This window comes from Nonomuraea angiospora (assembly GCF_014873145.1).
Classification (GTDB): Bacteria; Actinomycetota; Actinomycetes; order Streptosporangiales; family Streptosporangiaceae; genus Nonomuraea; species Nonomuraea angiospora.
In genome coordinates this window covers 12,918,368-12,933,131 of record NZ_JADBEK010000001.1, presented here as the reverse complement: position 1 = coordinate 12,933,131, position 14,764 = coordinate 12,918,368, and the positions used below count along the sequence as shown (strand labels likewise).

The following is a 14,764-nucleotide window of genomic DNA, read 5'->3' as shown; positions in this document are numbered from 1 at the left end:
AGGGGTCAGTCCAGTGGATCCCACGCAATACGGTCGTAATGCTCGAGAACGCTCGCCATCAGCGTGTCGTCCTGGGGCAGCGGGATGCCGTCCACTCCGCCGACCGGCCAGACGCCCCAGGAGTTGCAGAGGAAGACCTGGTCGAACCCCTGCAAATCGGCGACCTTCAACGGCCGCCGCTCCTGCGGGACGTCCATCCGCTCCAGCAGTTGCATCGTGATCCCGCGCAGCATCGGCGCGTCCGGCCAGACCAGGCGCCCGCCGGCGAAGCCGCCCACGTTGGTGATCGAGCCCTCGCTGATCAGGCCGTCACCGGTGGTGAGCAGCGCCTCGTCGAAGCCCTCGCGCTCGGCCTGCCGCCCGATGTGGGTCTGCATCATGCCGGACGCCTGCTTGATGTGCGGCAGGTAGCGCTGGCCGACGACCGACTTGACGCTCACCGGACCGGTGGGCGGCTCGTGGGGCGGGGCGGCCACGGCGATGACGCGCGGGCCGTCGGCGAACTCCACCACGGACACGCGTACGCTCGCGTCCCGCACGTCGTCGCCGAGCACGGCCGCGATGGAGCCGAGCACGGCGGCGCGGTCGACCGGGACCCCGAACAGCTCGGCGTTGGCCGCTTCCAGCCGGGCCACGTGCAGGTCGAGCCCGCGTACCCGGCGATCCCTGACCTGCATGGAGGTGAAGTGGCCGTAGCGCGCCTGCCACATGAGGCGCGCGTCGGCGTCCACCAGCCTGCCCTCGAAGGCTGCGCGTTCCGTCACGCGATCTACTTTACGTACACGCCCGCCGACCAGCGCACCGGGCGGTGGGTGTACTCGCCCCAGAAGCCGATCTTTCCGGTGATCGTCACCCGGCTGCCCTTGGGGACGTCGTACTCGCTCAGGGCCATGGGGTAGTCACCGCTCTTCCAGACGTTGCAGCCGCCGACCATCGGGGCGTCGGTGCCGTTGACCCGGATCTTGAACCACATCCGCGCGGCCAGATCACCCGTGCAGAGCTGGTCCATGCCGATCTTTCCGCTCGCGCTCTTGACCACGAGGGTGAAGGACGAGTCCCGATCCGACACGCCCGCCGCCGAACGGGCCAGCTTCCACCCGTCCACCCGGTCGGGGAAGTCCTTGACCGGCTCGGGCTCGACCCGCCGGGCGGGCGGCGTCCACTCATAGACGGCCACGTTCCAGGTGGCCACCTTCGGCTCGGGAGTCACGCACGGCCCGTCCTTCTTCCGCTGGACGCAGCCCCGGCCGACGACGGTCGTGTCGAACGTGACCGTGGCCTCCGTCGCGCCGCGCCGGACCAGGGACAGCGGGCGCAGCTCCATCGCCTTCCCGCACGGCAGGACCTGGGCCCCGGTGTCGGCGTTGCCGTTCACGGAGACGCGGGGCGTGTTGACGAAGTCCTCTCCGTCGCACGTCATGGCCACGTCCAGCGGCTTGCCGGAGACCGGCACCGTGAGCGAGACCTTCTTCGCCCCCTCCTTCTTGATCGTGCCGACGGCCAGGCGGCGGTACGCGGTGCCGTCGCCGGCGGTGAACTTCTCGGGCAGCCCGGCGGGCATCTCCTGTACAACCCGGGCCGCGGAGATCACCTCGGGCGCCGTACCAGGGAGGAGCAGGACGCCCACCACGGCGCTCGCCACGAAGGCCGCCGCCGCCGCTCCCGCGCCCGCCGTCGCCCGCCTGCGCAGGCGGGTCCTGCGGATGCGGGCGCTGACCTGGTCGTGCCGGTTCGGGTTGCCCGGCGAGGGGGCCTCGGCCCGCTCGCGCAGGACGTCACGCAGGTCTTGCACGGTCATCGGTGCAGCTCCTTCACGATCGACTCGTCCACTCGCAGCTTGGCCAGCGCCTTGGCGGTCTGGCTCTTGACCGTGCCCTCCTGGCAGCCCAGGATCGCGGCCACCTCGGCCACCGGCAGGTCCTCGTAGAAGCGCAGCACGATCACCGCGCGCTGCCTGGCGGGCAGCCGCCCGACCGCCTGCCACAGCTCCTCGCGCCGGCCCGCGTCGTCGTGCGCGGGCTCCTCCGGCAGGTCCCCGCTGGGCAGCTCCCTGCGCCACCGGCGGCGCCACCAGGAGGTGTACGTGTTCACCAGGGTCCGGCGCACGTACGCCTCGGGCTCGTCGATGCCCGGCCAGGCGAACCACGCCTTGGCCAGCGCCTCCTGCAGCAGGTCCTCCGCGGTGGCCCAGTCGTGGGTCAGCAGGTACGCCGTGCGTAACAGCCGATCCGACCTCGCCACCACGAAGTCTTGAAATATCGCCCTATCCGCCAACGTGATATGCCTCTCGTGAGAGTCTGCTGCCGGTAGTGACGCATCGACCGCAACCCCAGGTTGCCCACGACTGACAACAGCGGGGCGAGCGCACCCTCGACAACGGCAGGCGGCGGGTGGGGGGTCAGGAGCCGGCGCGGGTGACCGTGAACGGGGCCAGCTCGCCCAGGCCGCGGACCGACAGCCGGTTGACGGGCCGCAGCCGGAACGCCCGGTCCCCCTCCAGTTCCTCGGCGAACTGCGGATCCGCCAGGATCGTCCCCGGCAGCGACAGCGCCGTGAGCCGGCTGGCGAGGTTGACCGTGGTGCCGAAGACGTCCCCCATGCGCCAGATCACCGGCCCCGCCGCCAGCCCCACCCGCAGCTCCGGCATGTCCTTGATCTTCGCGTGCGTCTCCACCAGCCGCAGCGCGATCTCGGCCACGACGTGCGACCGGTCAGCCACGAACAGCACGGAGTCGCCCAGCGTCTTGATCACCCGCCCGCCGGTGGAGGTCACGATGTCGGCCGAGCGCCCCTCGAACCTGTCGATCAGCCTGGACAGCTCGCTCCCCGTGATCTGCCTGCTCAGCCGGGTGAACGCGACCAGGTCGGCGAAGCCGACGGCCAGGCGTACGGCGCTCATGTCCTGCTCGGCGATGCGCCCCGCGGCGGCGGCGAGCTGGCGCTGCCAGGCGTAGACCAGGAGGCGGGCCAGGTCGGGCACCACCCGCTCGGCCCGCCGGCGCCAGGCCCGCGGGCGTTCGGCCAGCGGCACGCCGGCCTGGTCGAGCGCCTCGACGCCCAGCTCGGCCTGCGACTCGGCCAGCCGGGCCGTCGCGCTGCCGATCGAGCGCGCGACCAGCAGCATGTGCTCCTCGTCGTAGACGCCCGAGCTGACGAGCGCGAGCATCGTCCTGAGCGCCTCCACGTCGGAGTCGGTGAACTCGACCGCGTCGTCGGACACGTTCGCGAACCCCAGGGCACGCCAGTAGCGCCGCGCGCGGTAGACCGGCACCCCTGCCATGTAGGCCACCTGGTGGCTGGTATAGCGCCGCGGCTCGCGCAGAAAGGCCTCTGTCAGCCCGTCCTCCCCATCCACGCCCGCCACGCAGGCAAGATAACACCCTGTGGGCCAGGTCACGCCCCCGCTCCCGCAAGATCCGCTTTCGAGGGCCCCGTCACAGGTGGACGTACTCGTGGTCGAACGGACGGCCGTCGATACTGTTGCGGGGCGGCGCCCCCAGGCCGCGATCTTGCCGGGCTCGCAGCCGCGGCGCATCACCGATGCGAAGGCCATTCGTGCAGGGCGTAGGGCACGCTGTTCACGACGTTGGCGATGGCCGCCGCCGGATAGCCGACCATGTCGCGGGGCAGGCCGTCCAAGGGCCACCAGGCGATCTCGGAGCATTTGTCCGGTTCGGCGTTGTAGGGCTCCCCGGTCCACGTGTCGGCGGCGAAGAAGAGGCCGACGCGTTCCGGAGCCCGGTGCATGACGTGGGCGAACCTGAGGTCCGCCGGGTCGATCGTCACGCCGACCTCCTCGCCCGCCTCCCTGACGGCCGCCTCGGTCGCCGATTCGCCCGCTTCGAGGTGGCCTGAGGGCAGGTGCCACAGCCCATCGCCGTACCCGGTGCCGGCCCGCCGGCCGAGCAGCACCGTGGAGTCCCGGAGGAGGAGGACGTGGACGTCGACGATCGCCCGGAAGCGTTCCCTCGGCAGCGCCCGGGCCGGGGTGAGGGGTGGGCGGCGGTCGAGGGCCTGGGCCCATTTGACGGCGACGGCGGCCACCTGGATCAGCTCGGCGCGCAACCGCTCCGGATCCGACTCCGCGAACGCCTCCAGCACCTCCTCCGCCAGGATGTGCCGCCACGTCAGCGTCCCGGCCTCGTCCGCCGCCTCCGTCTCGGACCTGGCCCGGCCGGACTCGGCCAGCGCCCCCTCGTGCCCGGTGCCGTCGGGCAGGAGCTGCATGCCCCACCGCACGTCCTGGGCCACCCGCTCGGCGGTCACGTCCGCGAGCACCCTCGCCAGCGAACCCGGCACGCCGGCATCTCCATCGTGATTCATGGCCACCAGTCTGGCGGGGTTCAGGGGGTGGCGGGGCGGAAGCCCGGGCCCAGGTCGGTGGTGCCGGCGCGGGCGTGGTCCCGGAAGGCCCGCACGGCCGGGGGAAGGCGCGTGTCCCGCAGCCAGCTCACCCCGATGGTCCGGTGCAGCGGCGGGGACAGCGGGATCTCCACCACGCCGGCCGCGGTCGGGTCCGCCGCGGGATGGGTGGAGCGGGGCAGGACGGCCACGCCGAGCCCGGCCGCCACCAGTCCGCGTACGGTCTCCGTCTCCTGGCCCTCGAACGCGATCCTCGGCTCGAACCCGGCCGCCGCGCACAGGTCGTCGGTGATCTGGCGCAGGCCGTACCCCGGCTCCAGCGTCACCAGCTCCTCCCCCGCCAGCTCCGCCGCCCGCACCCGCGCCCGCGCCGCGAGCCGGTGGGACGGGGGCACGGACAGCACCAGCTCCTGGTCGGCGAGGGGAGCACCGTCGAGGTCGGGGGCGTCCACGGGCATGGGCGCGACGAACACCAGGTCGATGCGGCCCTCGCGGAGCTCCTCGATCATGTCGTGGCGCGAGCCCTGCACCAGGCTGAAGCGGATGCCGGGGTGGTGCTCGCGGAAGCCGCCGATGAGGGACGGCACGAGGGTGCGGCCCAGCAGGTGGAGGAAGCCCAGGACGATGCGGCCCGAGGCCGGGTCGATCTCCTCGCGGACCTCGCGGGCGGCGGCGGCCATCGTGGCGAGGGCGCGGGCGGAGGCGGAGGCCAGGGTGCGGCCCGCCCGGGTGAGGCGGATGCCGCGGCCGGAGGGCACGACGAGCGGGGCGCCGACCAGGTCCGCGAGGGCGGCGAGGCGGCGGCTGGCGGTGGGCTGCGGGATGCCGAGCAGCTCGGCGGCGCGCGTCACGTGACCCGTCTCACCCACGGCGGCCAGCAGAGCCGGCGCGGGCGCCAGCCGAGCCGCCAGCCGCTCATCCGCCGATTCATCCATCACAGTATGAATTATCGCATATTCCTGCATTAGACGTATTTATTAGCCTTGCTTAGCGTTGCAGGTGTGGTGGTTCTCGAGGCTCCTCCGGTTCGTGACACCCGGCGGGTCAGTGCGGCGGTGGCCGCGGCCGGGGTGTCGTCGTTCGCCCTGCTGTACGCGCCGCAGCCCGTGCTGCCGCAGCTCGCCGCCGGGTTCGGGCTGGATCCGGGCAGCGCCTCGCTGACCATCGGCGTGGCCACCGGAGCGCTGGCCGTGGCCGTGCTGCCGGTGGCGTGGCTCGCCGGGCGGGTGGGGCGGCGCAGGGTGATCGTCTGGTCCGTGCTGGCCACCGCGATCATCGGGCTGCTGCTGCCGCTGGCCCCGTCCTTCTCCGTGCTGCTGGCGATGCGGGCGGTGCAGGGGGTGGCGGTCGCGGGGTTCGCCGGGGTCGCGGCGGCGTACCTGGCCGATGCGGTCGGTACGGCACGGCTGCCCGCCGCGGTGGGGGCGATGATCGCGGGGAACTCGGTCGGCGGGATGCTGGGCCGGCTCGGCGCCGGGTTCGCCGCCGGGCCGATGGGGTGGCACGGCTCGCTGCTGGTGGTGGCGGTGCTGTCCCTGGTGTGCGCGCTGTTCGCGGCCCTCACGCTCCCGCACGACGAGGCCCCGGAGCCCACCGGATCCAGGGGTCCCGAGCCCGGATCGGAGATCCTGGGGCGCGGGTCACCGGATGCCGGGCCCGTCCGGAGGGCTCGGCTCGGGGCCGGGCTGGTCGGGCTGGCCGGGCCGTTCGCCGTCGGAGCGCTGGCCACGGGGGCGTTCGTGGCGCTCTACAACGCCGCCGGCTTCCGTCTGGCCGCCCCTCCCCTGTCGCTCGCCCCCGCCGCCGCCTCCCTCGTCTTCCTCTCCTACGCCATGGGCACCGCCTCCTCGGCCGCCGCCGGGCGCCTGGCGGCCCGGCTGGGCTGGACGAAGGCGCTGGTCACGGCCCTTGCCGTGACGGTGGCGGGCGCCGTGCTCACCGCGCACCCGTCGCTGCCGCTCATCGCGACCGGGTTCGCCGTACTGACCGCCGGGTTCTTCGCCGCGCACGCCATCGCCAACGCCTGGGTCGCCGCCGAGGCGCCCCCGAGCGCCCGGGGCCGCGCGGCCGGCGTCTACACCCTCTGCTACTACCTGGGCAGCGGCCTCGGCGGCACGGCCGGCGGCGTCGTGTACGGGCACGCGGGCTGGGCCTGGCTGATCGGGCTCACGTCGGCCTGGCTGGCGCTGGCGGTCCTCGCCGTCCTCATGACCCGCCGCTCAAGGTGAGGATCCCCCCGATCTCCGCCCAGGAGAGGGTGGTTCAGGAGGCGGAGCGGATCGAGCGTTCGAGGGAGTCGGTCAGCCACAGGTGCGTGGCGCCCAGCGTGGCCGCCTCCTCGCTCACCTCGCCCACGAGCCGCCAGTAGCGCCAAATCCGCGGGTCGCTGTCCGCCGCCACGTTCGCCAGCAGTTCCCGGCGGAACGCCGGGGTGTCGCCGCCGCCCCGCACCGACGCGTGCGCCGCCACGAACCGGTCGAGCTCCGGCCCCACCCGCGGCTCCTCGCCCGCCAGCACCGGGGGCAGGGCCAGCGCGCACGCCTCGGCGACCCCGTTCATCAGCTCGTCCTCGTCGGCGATCAGCTCGACGTTGACCCGCGCCCTGGCCAGCAGGTCGCGCAGCAGGGACCGGTCGCCGACCAGGCCGACCAGCTCGGCGTACGCGACCACCTGCGGCGGCGTCGGGTCGGCGGGCGGCTGGGGCACCGCCATCGCCACGAACCCGGCGAACATCTCCTCCGACACCGGCGCCACCATCGTGCGCCGCCAGAAGTCGACCAGCGCGTCGCGGGCCGCGTGGCCGCGTTCCACCGCGGCCAGCAGGTCCAGCCGGGCCGCCCGCTCGTCAGGGCTCGCCTCCTCGACCGCCCGCAGGGACGCCCGCCGCCAGGCGAGGTCGGCGAGCCGCACGTCGAGCGCCGCCCGCTCGGCCGCGACGGCCTCGGCCATGGAACGCTCGCCGCTGAGCACCCCGGTGATGGCGGGCAGTCCCAGCCCGAGCCCGCGCAGCCGCCTGACCAGCCCGAGCCGCTCCACCGCCGCCCGGTCGAACCTGCGGTGCCCGCCGGCGCTGCGGACCGACTCGATGATGCCCTCGTCGCAGTAGTAGCGGATGGTCCGCACCGGAACGCCGGTCAGCGCCGCCAGGTCCCCGATCCCCAGCGTCTGCTCGCGCAGCGTCTTCGGCCGAGCTCCGCCCGGCATCCTGAGACGGATGTCCTCGCTTCGCCGCGGATCCGTCTCAGGCACTTGAACCTCCACTGGACTGGAGTTTCTACCGTACCGGCGGAAGAGATCGAGAGGAGATTCGTCATGACGACGCTGGACACCGCGCGGATGGTCGAGGGGCTGCGGGAGCAGACGGCCGGGTTCGCCCGGGCGGCGGCCGGAGGGGATCCGGAGGCGGTGGTCCCGACCTGCCCGGAATGGCCGCTGCGTACGCTCGTGGGGCACATCGGGCAGGCGCACCGGTGGGCGGCCGAGATGTTGCGCAAGGGCGAGCCGCTCGCGGTGCCCGACCCGGGGCAGGCCGCTCCGGGCGCGCCGGCGGGGTGGGAGCGGTGGCTGCGGGACGGCGCCGAGGAGCTGATCGGCGCGATCGGGCAGGTGGGGGCGGACACCGAGGTGTGGACGTTCCTGGGGCCGCGGCCCGCGGCGTTCTGGCTGCGCAGGATGATGTGCGACACCGCCGTCCACCACTACGACGCGGCGGCCACGACGGGGGCCGCGTTCGGGATCGCCGGCGACCTCGCGGCCGATGTGATCACCGAGGGCATGGAGCTGCTGGCCTCTCCAGGTTCGGAGTCGCTGAAGCCGAGCCTGGTGGGGCTGCGCGGCCGGGGCGAGCGGCTGGGGGTGCGGCCGGACACGGGCGACGGCTGGGTGGTCGTCAGGAGTCCCGGGGGGTTGTGGTGGGAGCGTGGGCCGGTGGAGGGGGACGCGGTGGTGTCGGGGGCCGTCGCGGACCTCATGCTGGTGTGCTCGCGCCGCCTGCCGCTCGGCGACCCCCGGGTGGCGGTGTCCGGGGACCGTGCGCTGCTGGAGCACTGGCTGGCCCACCTGGCGTTCTAGCCGTTCCCGCACCTGAACATGCGTGCGTTCTCACGTGTCCAGGTAGCGGAGGATGGCCAGGACGCGGCGGCTGTAGTCGGGGTCGCGGGGCAGGTCGAGCTTGTCCACGATGGCGTTGACGTGCTTCTCGACCGTGCTGAGCGAGACGTGCAGGCGCTCGGCGATGGCCGCGTTCACGAAGCCCTGGGCGAGGTGCCGCAGCACCTCGCCCTCGCGCGGGCTCAGGCTGCTCAGCGGGTCGGCGTGGGTGGTGCGGGCCAGGAGCTGCCGCACCACCTCGGGGTCGAACGCGGCTCCGCCGGCGCGTACGCGTTCGAGCGAGTCGAGGAAGTCGGCCACCTCCGAGACCCGGTCCTTGAGGAGGTAGCCGAGGCCGCGCGTGGAGCCGGCCATCAGCCTGGCCGCGTAGTGCGGCTCGACGTACTGCGACAGGACCAGCACGCCGACGCCGGGGTGGCGGTCGCGGATCTCCAGGGCCGCCCGCAGGCCGTCGTCCTTGTGGCCGGGCGGCATGCGGACGTCGACCACGGCCACGTCGGGGCGGTGGTGCTCGACGGCGGCGAGCAGCGCGGGGGCGTCGCCGACGGCGGCGACCACCTCGTGACCGGCGTCGCCGAGCAGCCGGGTGAGCCCTTCGCGCAGCAGCACGGAGTCGTCGGCCAGGATCACGCGCACGACGAGCCCGCCTCCGCCCCGGAAACGCCCGCGGACGGCCCCGAAATGCCCCCGGACGGCCCGGAGACGCCCTCCGGGGAGCCGCCTGGCGGTGTCTTCGGGAGGGTGGCGGCGATCTTGGTGGGCCCGCCCGGCGGGCTCTGGACCGTGAACTCCCCGTCCAGCGCCAGCACCCGCCGGCCCAGCCCCGACAGCCCGCCGCCCGTCGGATCGGCCCCGCCCGTGCCGTCGTCCGAGATCACCACGCTCACCGCCCGCTCGTCCTCCGTCAGCACGACCAGGATGTCACGCGCCCCGGCATGCTTGATCGCGTTGGTGATCGCCTCCCTGGCCACGAAGTAGAGCGCGGTCTCCACCTCCGACACGGGCCGCCCGGCCAGCCCGTCGTGCACGGTCACCGGCACGCTCGACCGCTCGGCGACGCCCGCCAGCGCGGCGCGCAACCCCAGCTCGTCGAGCGCCGTCGGGTAGATGCGCCAGGCCACGCTGCGCAGCTCGTCGAGGAGCTGGCGCGACTCGGTGTACGCCTGGGCGACCAGCTCGGTGGTCGCCCCGGGGTCGGCGCTGTGCCGGGCGCGGCCCAGCAGCATGGCGAGCGCGACGCCGCGCTGCTGAACGCCGTCGTGGAGGTCGCGTTCGATCCTGCGCCGCTCGTCGTCCACGGCCCGGACGATGCCGGAGCGGGTGGCGGTCAGCTCGGCGATCCGCCGGCGCATCAGCTCGTGGCTGCCGGGGCCGAGGAAGTGGTCGGCCAGCCGCCGTTCGAGCGATCCGACGGCCAGGGTCATGAGGGCGGCCAGGGCGAGCAGCACGGCGCCGCCGGTCAGGCCGAACATGCCGCTGCTGGTGACGATCCTGACGCCGGGCAGGTTCACCGGCACCGGCTCGGCCTGCCCCCAGGTGAGATCCCACAGGCCGCCGACCAGCAGGAGCCCGCCGAGGAAGAGGACCATCGCGAACAGGTAGCCGCCCAGGACCCCCAGGACGGCGCGCGCGGCGAGGAAGCCGTAACCGCCGTCCCGCCGCACCACCTCGTGCCCGAGCCAGCGGGACAGCCTGGCCCGCTCCAGGGCCATCAGCCTGTCCAGCCCTCGCACGACGGCGGGCCGGGCGGCGGGGACCAGGCAGGCGGGCCACGCCACGCACAGGAAGACCAGCTCGACGAGGCCGAGAGCCGTCCCGAGGACGACCCCGGCCAGCACCCGGGCTGCCCTGCTGCCTGACACGGGCGTGAATTCTAGGCGCGATCCCCTGATGACACGTACCGCTCCACGCATCGCGGCCGCCGCGTCAGGCGTCGCGGCGGCGCAGCACCGCGTGGCCCGCCGCCAGGGCCGCCGCCGTCCAGGCGAGGAGCCAGGCCAGACCCTCCCCCGCCGAGTACGGCATCGGCCCGCCGGTCAGGTTGTCCGCGCTCCCCATGAACGCCAGCCCGGCGAACGTCGGCATCCGCAAGGAGGCGTCCAGCGCCGCCTGGCTCCCCGTCGTCAGCAACATCAGCGGCACCCCCATGAGCAGCATGAACACCACGGTCAGCGTGCCCGCCGCGCTGCGCATCGCGGCGCCGACGCCGAGCGTCATCACCGACACCAGAGCGAAGAACGCCCCGACCCCGAGCAGGTCCGGCACGACCTCGCCGATCGGCGACACGACGAGCCCGCCGAACAGGGCGCCGGACAGCACGACCTGGACGACCACCGTCGCGACGGCCCCCGACAGCACGCCCGCCACGGCCATCACCGGCGCCACGACCAGCGCCTTGGCCGCCAGCACCACCCCGCGGGCGGGCGTGGCCTGCAACGTGGCCCGGATGCTCCCGGACGAGTACTCCGAGGTGATCGCCAGCATCGCCAGCGCCACGAGCGCGAACTGGACATACGACGTCGCCGACACCACCGCCTCACTGGCCGTCACCCGCGCGCCGGCCCGGCCCTCGCGCAGGGCGTCGGTGGCGCTCGCGCCGCCCAGGGTGAGCGCGGTCACCACCATGAGCGCCGCCGCGCCGGCCAGGCACCACCACGTGGACCTGACCGACCACAGCTTCGCCCACTCGGACCCGATCGCCTGCCACAACGTCCTCACGATCCCGCCCCGTACTCGACGCTTCCCGCGGTCAGCTCCTGGTAGGCCTGTTCGAGCGAGGCCTCCCGGGTGCGCAGCTCGTGCAGCCGGATCCCGGCCTCGTAGGCCAGGTCGCCGACCGTTTCGAGGGTGGCGCCGGTGGCCTCCAGCTCGTTCTCGCCGTACCGGTCCACCGCGATCCCGGCGGCGCGCAGCCGTACCGCGAGATCGCCGGCGTGCGGGGTGCGGACGAGCACGGCCGTCAGGGAGCTGCCCGCGATGACCTCGGACAGCGGCGCGTCCGCGATGAGCCGGCCCTTGCCGATCACGACCAGGTGGTCGGCGGTGAGCTGCATCTCGGTCATGAGGTGGCTGGAGACGAACACCGTCCGGCCCTCGGCGGCCAGCGAGCGCATGAGCCCGCGCCCCCAGCGCACCCCGTCCGGGTCGAGCCCGTTGACGGGTTCGTCGAACATCAGCACCTCCGGATCCCCCAGCAGCGCCGCCGCGATGCCGAGCCGCTGGCTCATGCCGAGCGACAGCGCCCCGGCCCGCTTGCGCGCCGCCGCGGCCATGCCGACCGTCTCCAGCACCTCGTCCACGCGCCGCCGGGGGATGCCGTTGGCGCGGGCCAGCGCGACCAGGTGCGCGTGGCCGCTGCGGCCCGGGTGCAGCGCGCGGGCGTCGAGGAGCGCGCCGACCGTGCGCAGCGGGTTGATGATCCGGTGGTACGGCACGCCGCCGATCAGCGCGGTGCCGGAGGTGGGCCGGTCGAGGCCGAGGATCAGGCGCATCGTGGTCGACTTCCCGGCTCCGTTCGGGCCGAGGAACCCCGTCACCGTGCCCGGTCTCAGCTCCAGTGTCAGGTCGTCGACCGCCGGGCGGTCGCCGTACCTCTTGCTCAAAGCCTTCAGACTGATCACGCCGCCTCACGCTAGGTGGCGCCGGGCCCGGCGGGTATGGGGGCGACCCGCCGACTTCGATGGCGGGAAACCGTAAAAGCCCTACGATTCCTCACATGTTCGGCATCATCCGTCCCTGTGGTGAGCACGGGTGCCCGTCGCTGCGTGCGGCCTGGCGGGCGCACCTGTGCGGGCTGTGCCTGACCGTGCGCGTTACGCGGGTTCCGCGCCGCCGAGGTGGTGGACGCGCGGGCGTCCGGGGCGCGGCTGGCGGCGGCGGTGTCGCTGGCCCTGGGCGCGGGCAAGCTCCGCGACCAGGTCGCCGACGGCGATGCCGCTCTCGGGCCCTTCTCCGGAGTGGCCCGGCGGCGGCTGGCGGCGCGGTGGGAGGCGGGCGCGGCGGTGCTCGCCGGGCGGCCGGGCAACGACGCCGCCCGCGGCCTCACCCTGGCGCTGCGGGAGGTGGAGTTCCGGGATCGCCACCTGGTGGACACGCTGCTCGGCACCGAGGTGCGCCGGGCGGTGGAGCGGGCGTTCCGGGCATCGTACGAGCGGCCCGGCTGGATCCGCAAGACGGGGGCCGTGATCGCGGCGTCCAACACCTGCGCGGCGGCGGCCAGGCGCGCGCGGCGGTCAGATGCTCGCGGCGGCCAGGTACGCGCGGCGGTCAGGTACGCGCGGCGGCCAGGTACGCGCGGCGGTCAGGTGCCGAAGACCGTCCTCGCCAGGTCGTACGACTGTCCGGCCACGTCGTCCTCGGCCCGCCGGAACGCCTCCACGATGGCGTCCGCCAGCGCCTGCGAGCCCAGCCGCATCGCCCGCGGGTCGATGCGCAGCCCGGCCAGCGAGCCGGTGGGCTTGAGCTCGACGACGACCTGCCCGCCGGCGCTCTCGCCACGCCCCCGGGTCTCCTCCAGCAGGCGGCTCACCTCCTCCAGCTCGGCCGTCCGCGCCGCCATCTCGGCCAGCGCGCGGTCCAGCTCCGGGTCTCCGGTACGGGGTGTGGTCATCGGTGTTCCTCACTCACTCAACGCTTGAAGATGAAGGCCCTGGGCGCGTGCGCCAGCGCCGAGCGGAGCGCGCCCTGCTCCGACATCGACCCACCGGCGACCAGGGGGTAGATGGTGGCGGCCGAGAGCGTGCGGCGGAAGAACTTGCCCGCGGGGTCCGAGCCCAGCAGCGTCTCGGTGACCTTCGTGGCGGGGAAGAACCTGCGCACGTCGCTCAGCGCCTTGATGCCGCCGTTGTAGGCCATCTCGGCGGCGAAGTGCTTGCCCGCGTACTCCCAGAGGTTGCCCATCGGCTGTCCCGTGGCGGCCGAGCTGCCCGCGTGCACGCCGGTCTTGAGCGCGGTCCACAGCACGGAGTCGGCCAGCGCGTCGAGCCCCTCGCGGACGAAGTAGTTGCCGACGCGGCGCTTGCCCATCCGCGCCTCCAGGATCATCTTGGTGATCTTCTGGAAGAGCGTGCGCTCCAGCTTGGCCCTCGACACCAGCCATCTGAACGCCTTCTCGGCCGCGACCCTGGCCGCGGGGTAGACGAAGCCGAACATCATCGTGAAGGCCATGGCGGCGAGGTAGGTGCCGATGATCCGGAGCTGTTCGCGGTGCTCCTCCACGGCGTCGGCGTACTCCTCGCAGCCCGCCGCCAGGTCCAGCAGCTCCTCCTGGAGCGCGGCGTAGCGGGGGGCGAGCTCCTTCGGCCACACGTCGGCGAAGCGGTCCACGATGCGGCTGTCGTTCGCCCTGCGCGCCTCGGCGACACCGGCGTCGGTCTTGTGGGCGACCTTCCCGATGGACTCGGCCAGCGCGCGCAGCGCCTTGGCACGGTCCCGCAGGTTGCTCACGTCGGCCACCGGCACGTGCACGTCGGCGAACCAGGCCAGCGCCTGGAAGGGGTCGAACATCAGGCGCCTTCCTTGCGCGGCGGGGCCTGCGGGATCGGCGGCGCGGGAAGGTCGGGGATCTTGGGCAGCGTGCTGATGATCTGCTGCTCCAGGAAGTCCCAGAACTTCTCGAAGTCGCGGAAGTTCCCCGCCGAGCTGAAGTTCTTGTCGGCGATGCCCCGCATCGCCTCGGTGAGCGAGTCGTAGCCGTCGCTGTACCACTCGGCGAACGCGCGGCCGTCCTCGTCGCCGCCGACCAGGTCGGAGGTGGTGGCCAGCGAGGTGGAGCCGCGGTGCAGCGCCACGACGTCGTCGCCGGTCTTGTCGAAGAGCTTGGCCAGGCGGCGGATCGAGGTCCAGTGGATCTCCAGGCCGCCGCTGGGGGCGTTCGGCGGCTGGACCGGCTCCTGGGTGGGGGCCGGGCGCGGGGAGGGCTCCTGCGCCGGAGGGGTGGCCGACCAGGTGGGCGCCGGAACGGGCACCCAGGTGGGCGTGGGGGTGGGGGTCGGCCCGGGGGTGGGCGTGCCCGAAGGAGCCGGGGTCGGCTTCGGGGTGCCCGTGGGGGACGGCGTCGGGCTCGGTGACCCCGTGGGCGTGGGAGCCGGGGTGCCGGTGGGGGACGGGGTGCCGGTCGGGGACGCGGTGCCGGTCGGGGACGGGGTGCCCGTCGGGGACGCGGTTGGGGACGCGGTCGGGGACGCGGTCGGCGTCGGGGAGGACGTCGGGCTGGGGGTGGTCGTTGGACCCGGCTCACCAGACGAATCAGCCATCAACCCTCCAATCACTACAAACAAACACGACGAGTAAC

Annotated in this window: 18 protein-coding genes; 3 read left to right on the top strand and 15 right to left on the bottom strand. The window is 73.8% G+C overall.

Going from position 1 to position 14,764, the window contains the following annotated elements:
* Positions 1-5: 5 nt before the first annotated feature.
* From H4W80_RS59240 to H4W80_RS59215, 6 genes are all read right to left on the bottom strand, one after another.
* Positions 6-764 carry an aminotransferase class IV gene (locus tag H4W80_RS59240; RefSeq protein ID WP_192793043.1) on the bottom strand — a complete coding sequence of 253 codons (759 nt, stop codon included), beginning with the start codon at positions 762-764 and terminating at the stop codon, positions 6-8.
* Between the two features lie 5 nt (positions 765-769).
* Complete coding sequence (locus tag H4W80_RS59235) at positions 770-1,798, bottom strand: hypothetical protein (protein ID WP_192793042.1); 1,029 nt, start codon at positions 1,796-1,798, stop codon at positions 770-772.
* The gene (locus H4W80_RS59230) at positions 1,795-2,274 is read right to left on the bottom strand and encodes a SigE family RNA polymerase sigma factor (RefSeq protein WP_192793041.1); all 480 of its coding nucleotides are present in this window, start codon (positions 2,272-2,274) and stop codon (positions 1,795-1,797) included. The genes H4W80_RS59235 and H4W80_RS59230 overlap by 4 nt, the downstream gene beginning before the upstream one ends.
* 124 nt (positions 2,275-2,398) lie before the next feature.
* Positions 2,399-3,364: an adenylate/guanylate cyclase domain-containing protein gene (locus tag H4W80_RS59225; protein WP_192793040.1), complete on the bottom strand. Its 966-nt coding sequence runs from the start codon at positions 3,362-3,364 to the stop codon at positions 2,399-2,401.
* Positions 3,365-3,534: 170 nt separating this feature from the next.
* Positions 3,535-4,323 carry an NUDIX hydrolase gene (locus H4W80_RS59220; RefSeq protein ID WP_225964297.1) on the bottom strand — a complete coding sequence of 263 codons (789 nt, stop codon included), beginning with the start codon at positions 4,321-4,323 and terminating at the stop codon, positions 3,535-3,537.
* A 20-nt stretch (positions 4,324-4,343) separates the two neighbouring features.
* A complete protein-coding gene (locus tag H4W80_RS59215; RefSeq protein ID WP_192794421.1) occupies positions 4,344-5,297 on the bottom strand; it encodes a LysR family transcriptional regulator in 954 nt (317 codons plus the stop codon).
* Positions 5,298-5,363: 66 nt separating this feature from the next.
* Here H4W80_RS59215 and H4W80_RS59210 point away from each other — a divergent pair, with 66 nt between their 5' ends.
* Positions 5,364-6,590, top strand: a complete 1,227-nt coding sequence (locus H4W80_RS59210; protein ID WP_318787585.1) for an MFS transporter — start codon at positions 5,364-5,366, stop codon at positions 6,588-6,590.
* Positions 6,591-6,624: 34 nt separating this feature from the next.
* Here the strand turns inward: H4W80_RS59210 and H4W80_RS59205 are convergent, their stop codons facing one another.
* Positions 6,625-7,566, bottom strand: a complete 942-nt coding sequence (locus H4W80_RS59205) for a MerR family transcriptional regulator (protein WP_192793039.1) — start codon at positions 7,564-7,566, stop codon at positions 6,625-6,627.
* Between the two features lie 108 nt (positions 7,567-7,674).
* Here H4W80_RS59205 and H4W80_RS59200 point away from each other — a divergent pair, with 108 nt between their 5' ends.
* Positions 7,675-8,433 (top strand): maleylpyruvate isomerase family mycothiol-dependent enzyme, encoded by a 759-nt coding sequence (locus tag H4W80_RS59200; RefSeq protein ID WP_192793038.1) that lies wholly within the window; start codon positions 7,675-7,677, stop codon positions 8,431-8,433.
* Between the two features lie 30 nt (positions 8,434-8,463).
* Here H4W80_RS59200 and H4W80_RS59195 read toward each other — a convergent pair whose 3' ends face one another.
* From H4W80_RS59195 to H4W80_RS59160, 8 genes are all read right to left on the bottom strand, one after another.
* Positions 8,464-9,108: a response regulator transcription factor gene (locus tag H4W80_RS59195; protein ID WP_192793037.1), complete on the bottom strand. Its 645-nt coding sequence runs from the start codon at positions 9,106-9,108 to the stop codon at positions 8,464-8,466.
* A complete protein-coding gene (locus H4W80_RS59190) occupies positions 9,099-10,334 on the bottom strand; it encodes a sensor histidine kinase (protein WP_318787584.1) in 1,236 nt (411 codons plus the stop codon). The genes H4W80_RS59195 and H4W80_RS59190 overlap by 10 nt, the downstream gene beginning before the upstream one ends.
* 64 nt (positions 10,335-10,398) lie before the next feature.
* Positions 10,399-11,190: an ABC transporter permease subunit gene (locus H4W80_RS59185; protein WP_192793035.1), complete on the bottom strand. Its 792-nt coding sequence runs from the start codon at positions 11,188-11,190 to the stop codon at positions 10,399-10,401.
* Positions 11,187-12,092: an ATP-binding cassette domain-containing protein gene (locus tag H4W80_RS59180; protein ID WP_192793034.1), complete on the bottom strand. Its 906-nt coding sequence runs from the start codon at positions 12,090-12,092 to the stop codon at positions 11,187-11,189. The genes H4W80_RS59185 and H4W80_RS59180 overlap by 4 nt, the downstream gene beginning before the upstream one ends.
* A 192-nt stretch (positions 12,093-12,284) precedes the next feature.
* Entirely contained in the window at positions 12,285-12,554 is a 270-nt protein-coding gene (locus tag H4W80_RS64255) for a hypothetical protein (RefSeq protein WP_192793033.1), read from the bottom strand.
* A gap of 218 nt (positions 12,555-12,772) precedes the next feature.
* Positions 12,773-13,081, bottom strand: a complete 309-nt coding sequence (locus H4W80_RS59170; RefSeq protein ID WP_192793032.1) for a YbaB/EbfC family nucleoid-associated protein — start codon at positions 13,079-13,081, stop codon at positions 12,773-12,775.
* 17 nt (positions 13,082-13,098) lie between these two features.
* The gene (locus H4W80_RS59165) at positions 13,099-13,977 is read right to left on the bottom strand and encodes a WXG100-like domain-containing protein (RefSeq protein ID WP_192793031.1); all 879 of its coding nucleotides are present in this window, start codon (positions 13,975-13,977) and stop codon (positions 13,099-13,101) included.
* Positions 13,977-14,438: a hypothetical protein gene (locus H4W80_RS59160; protein ID WP_192793030.1), complete on the bottom strand. Its 462-nt coding sequence runs from the start codon at positions 14,436-14,438 to the stop codon at positions 13,977-13,979. The genes H4W80_RS59165 and H4W80_RS59160 overlap by 1 nt, the downstream gene beginning before the upstream one ends.
* Here H4W80_RS59160 and H4W80_RS59155 point away from each other — a divergent pair.
* The gene (locus H4W80_RS59155; RefSeq protein ID WP_192793029.1) at positions 14,419-14,763 is read left to right on the top strand and encodes a hypothetical protein; all 345 of its coding nucleotides are present in this window, start codon (positions 14,419-14,421) and stop codon (positions 14,761-14,763) included. The genes H4W80_RS59160 and H4W80_RS59155 overlap by 20 nt on opposite strands.
* The last annotated feature ends 1 nt before the right edge of the window (position 14,764 follow it).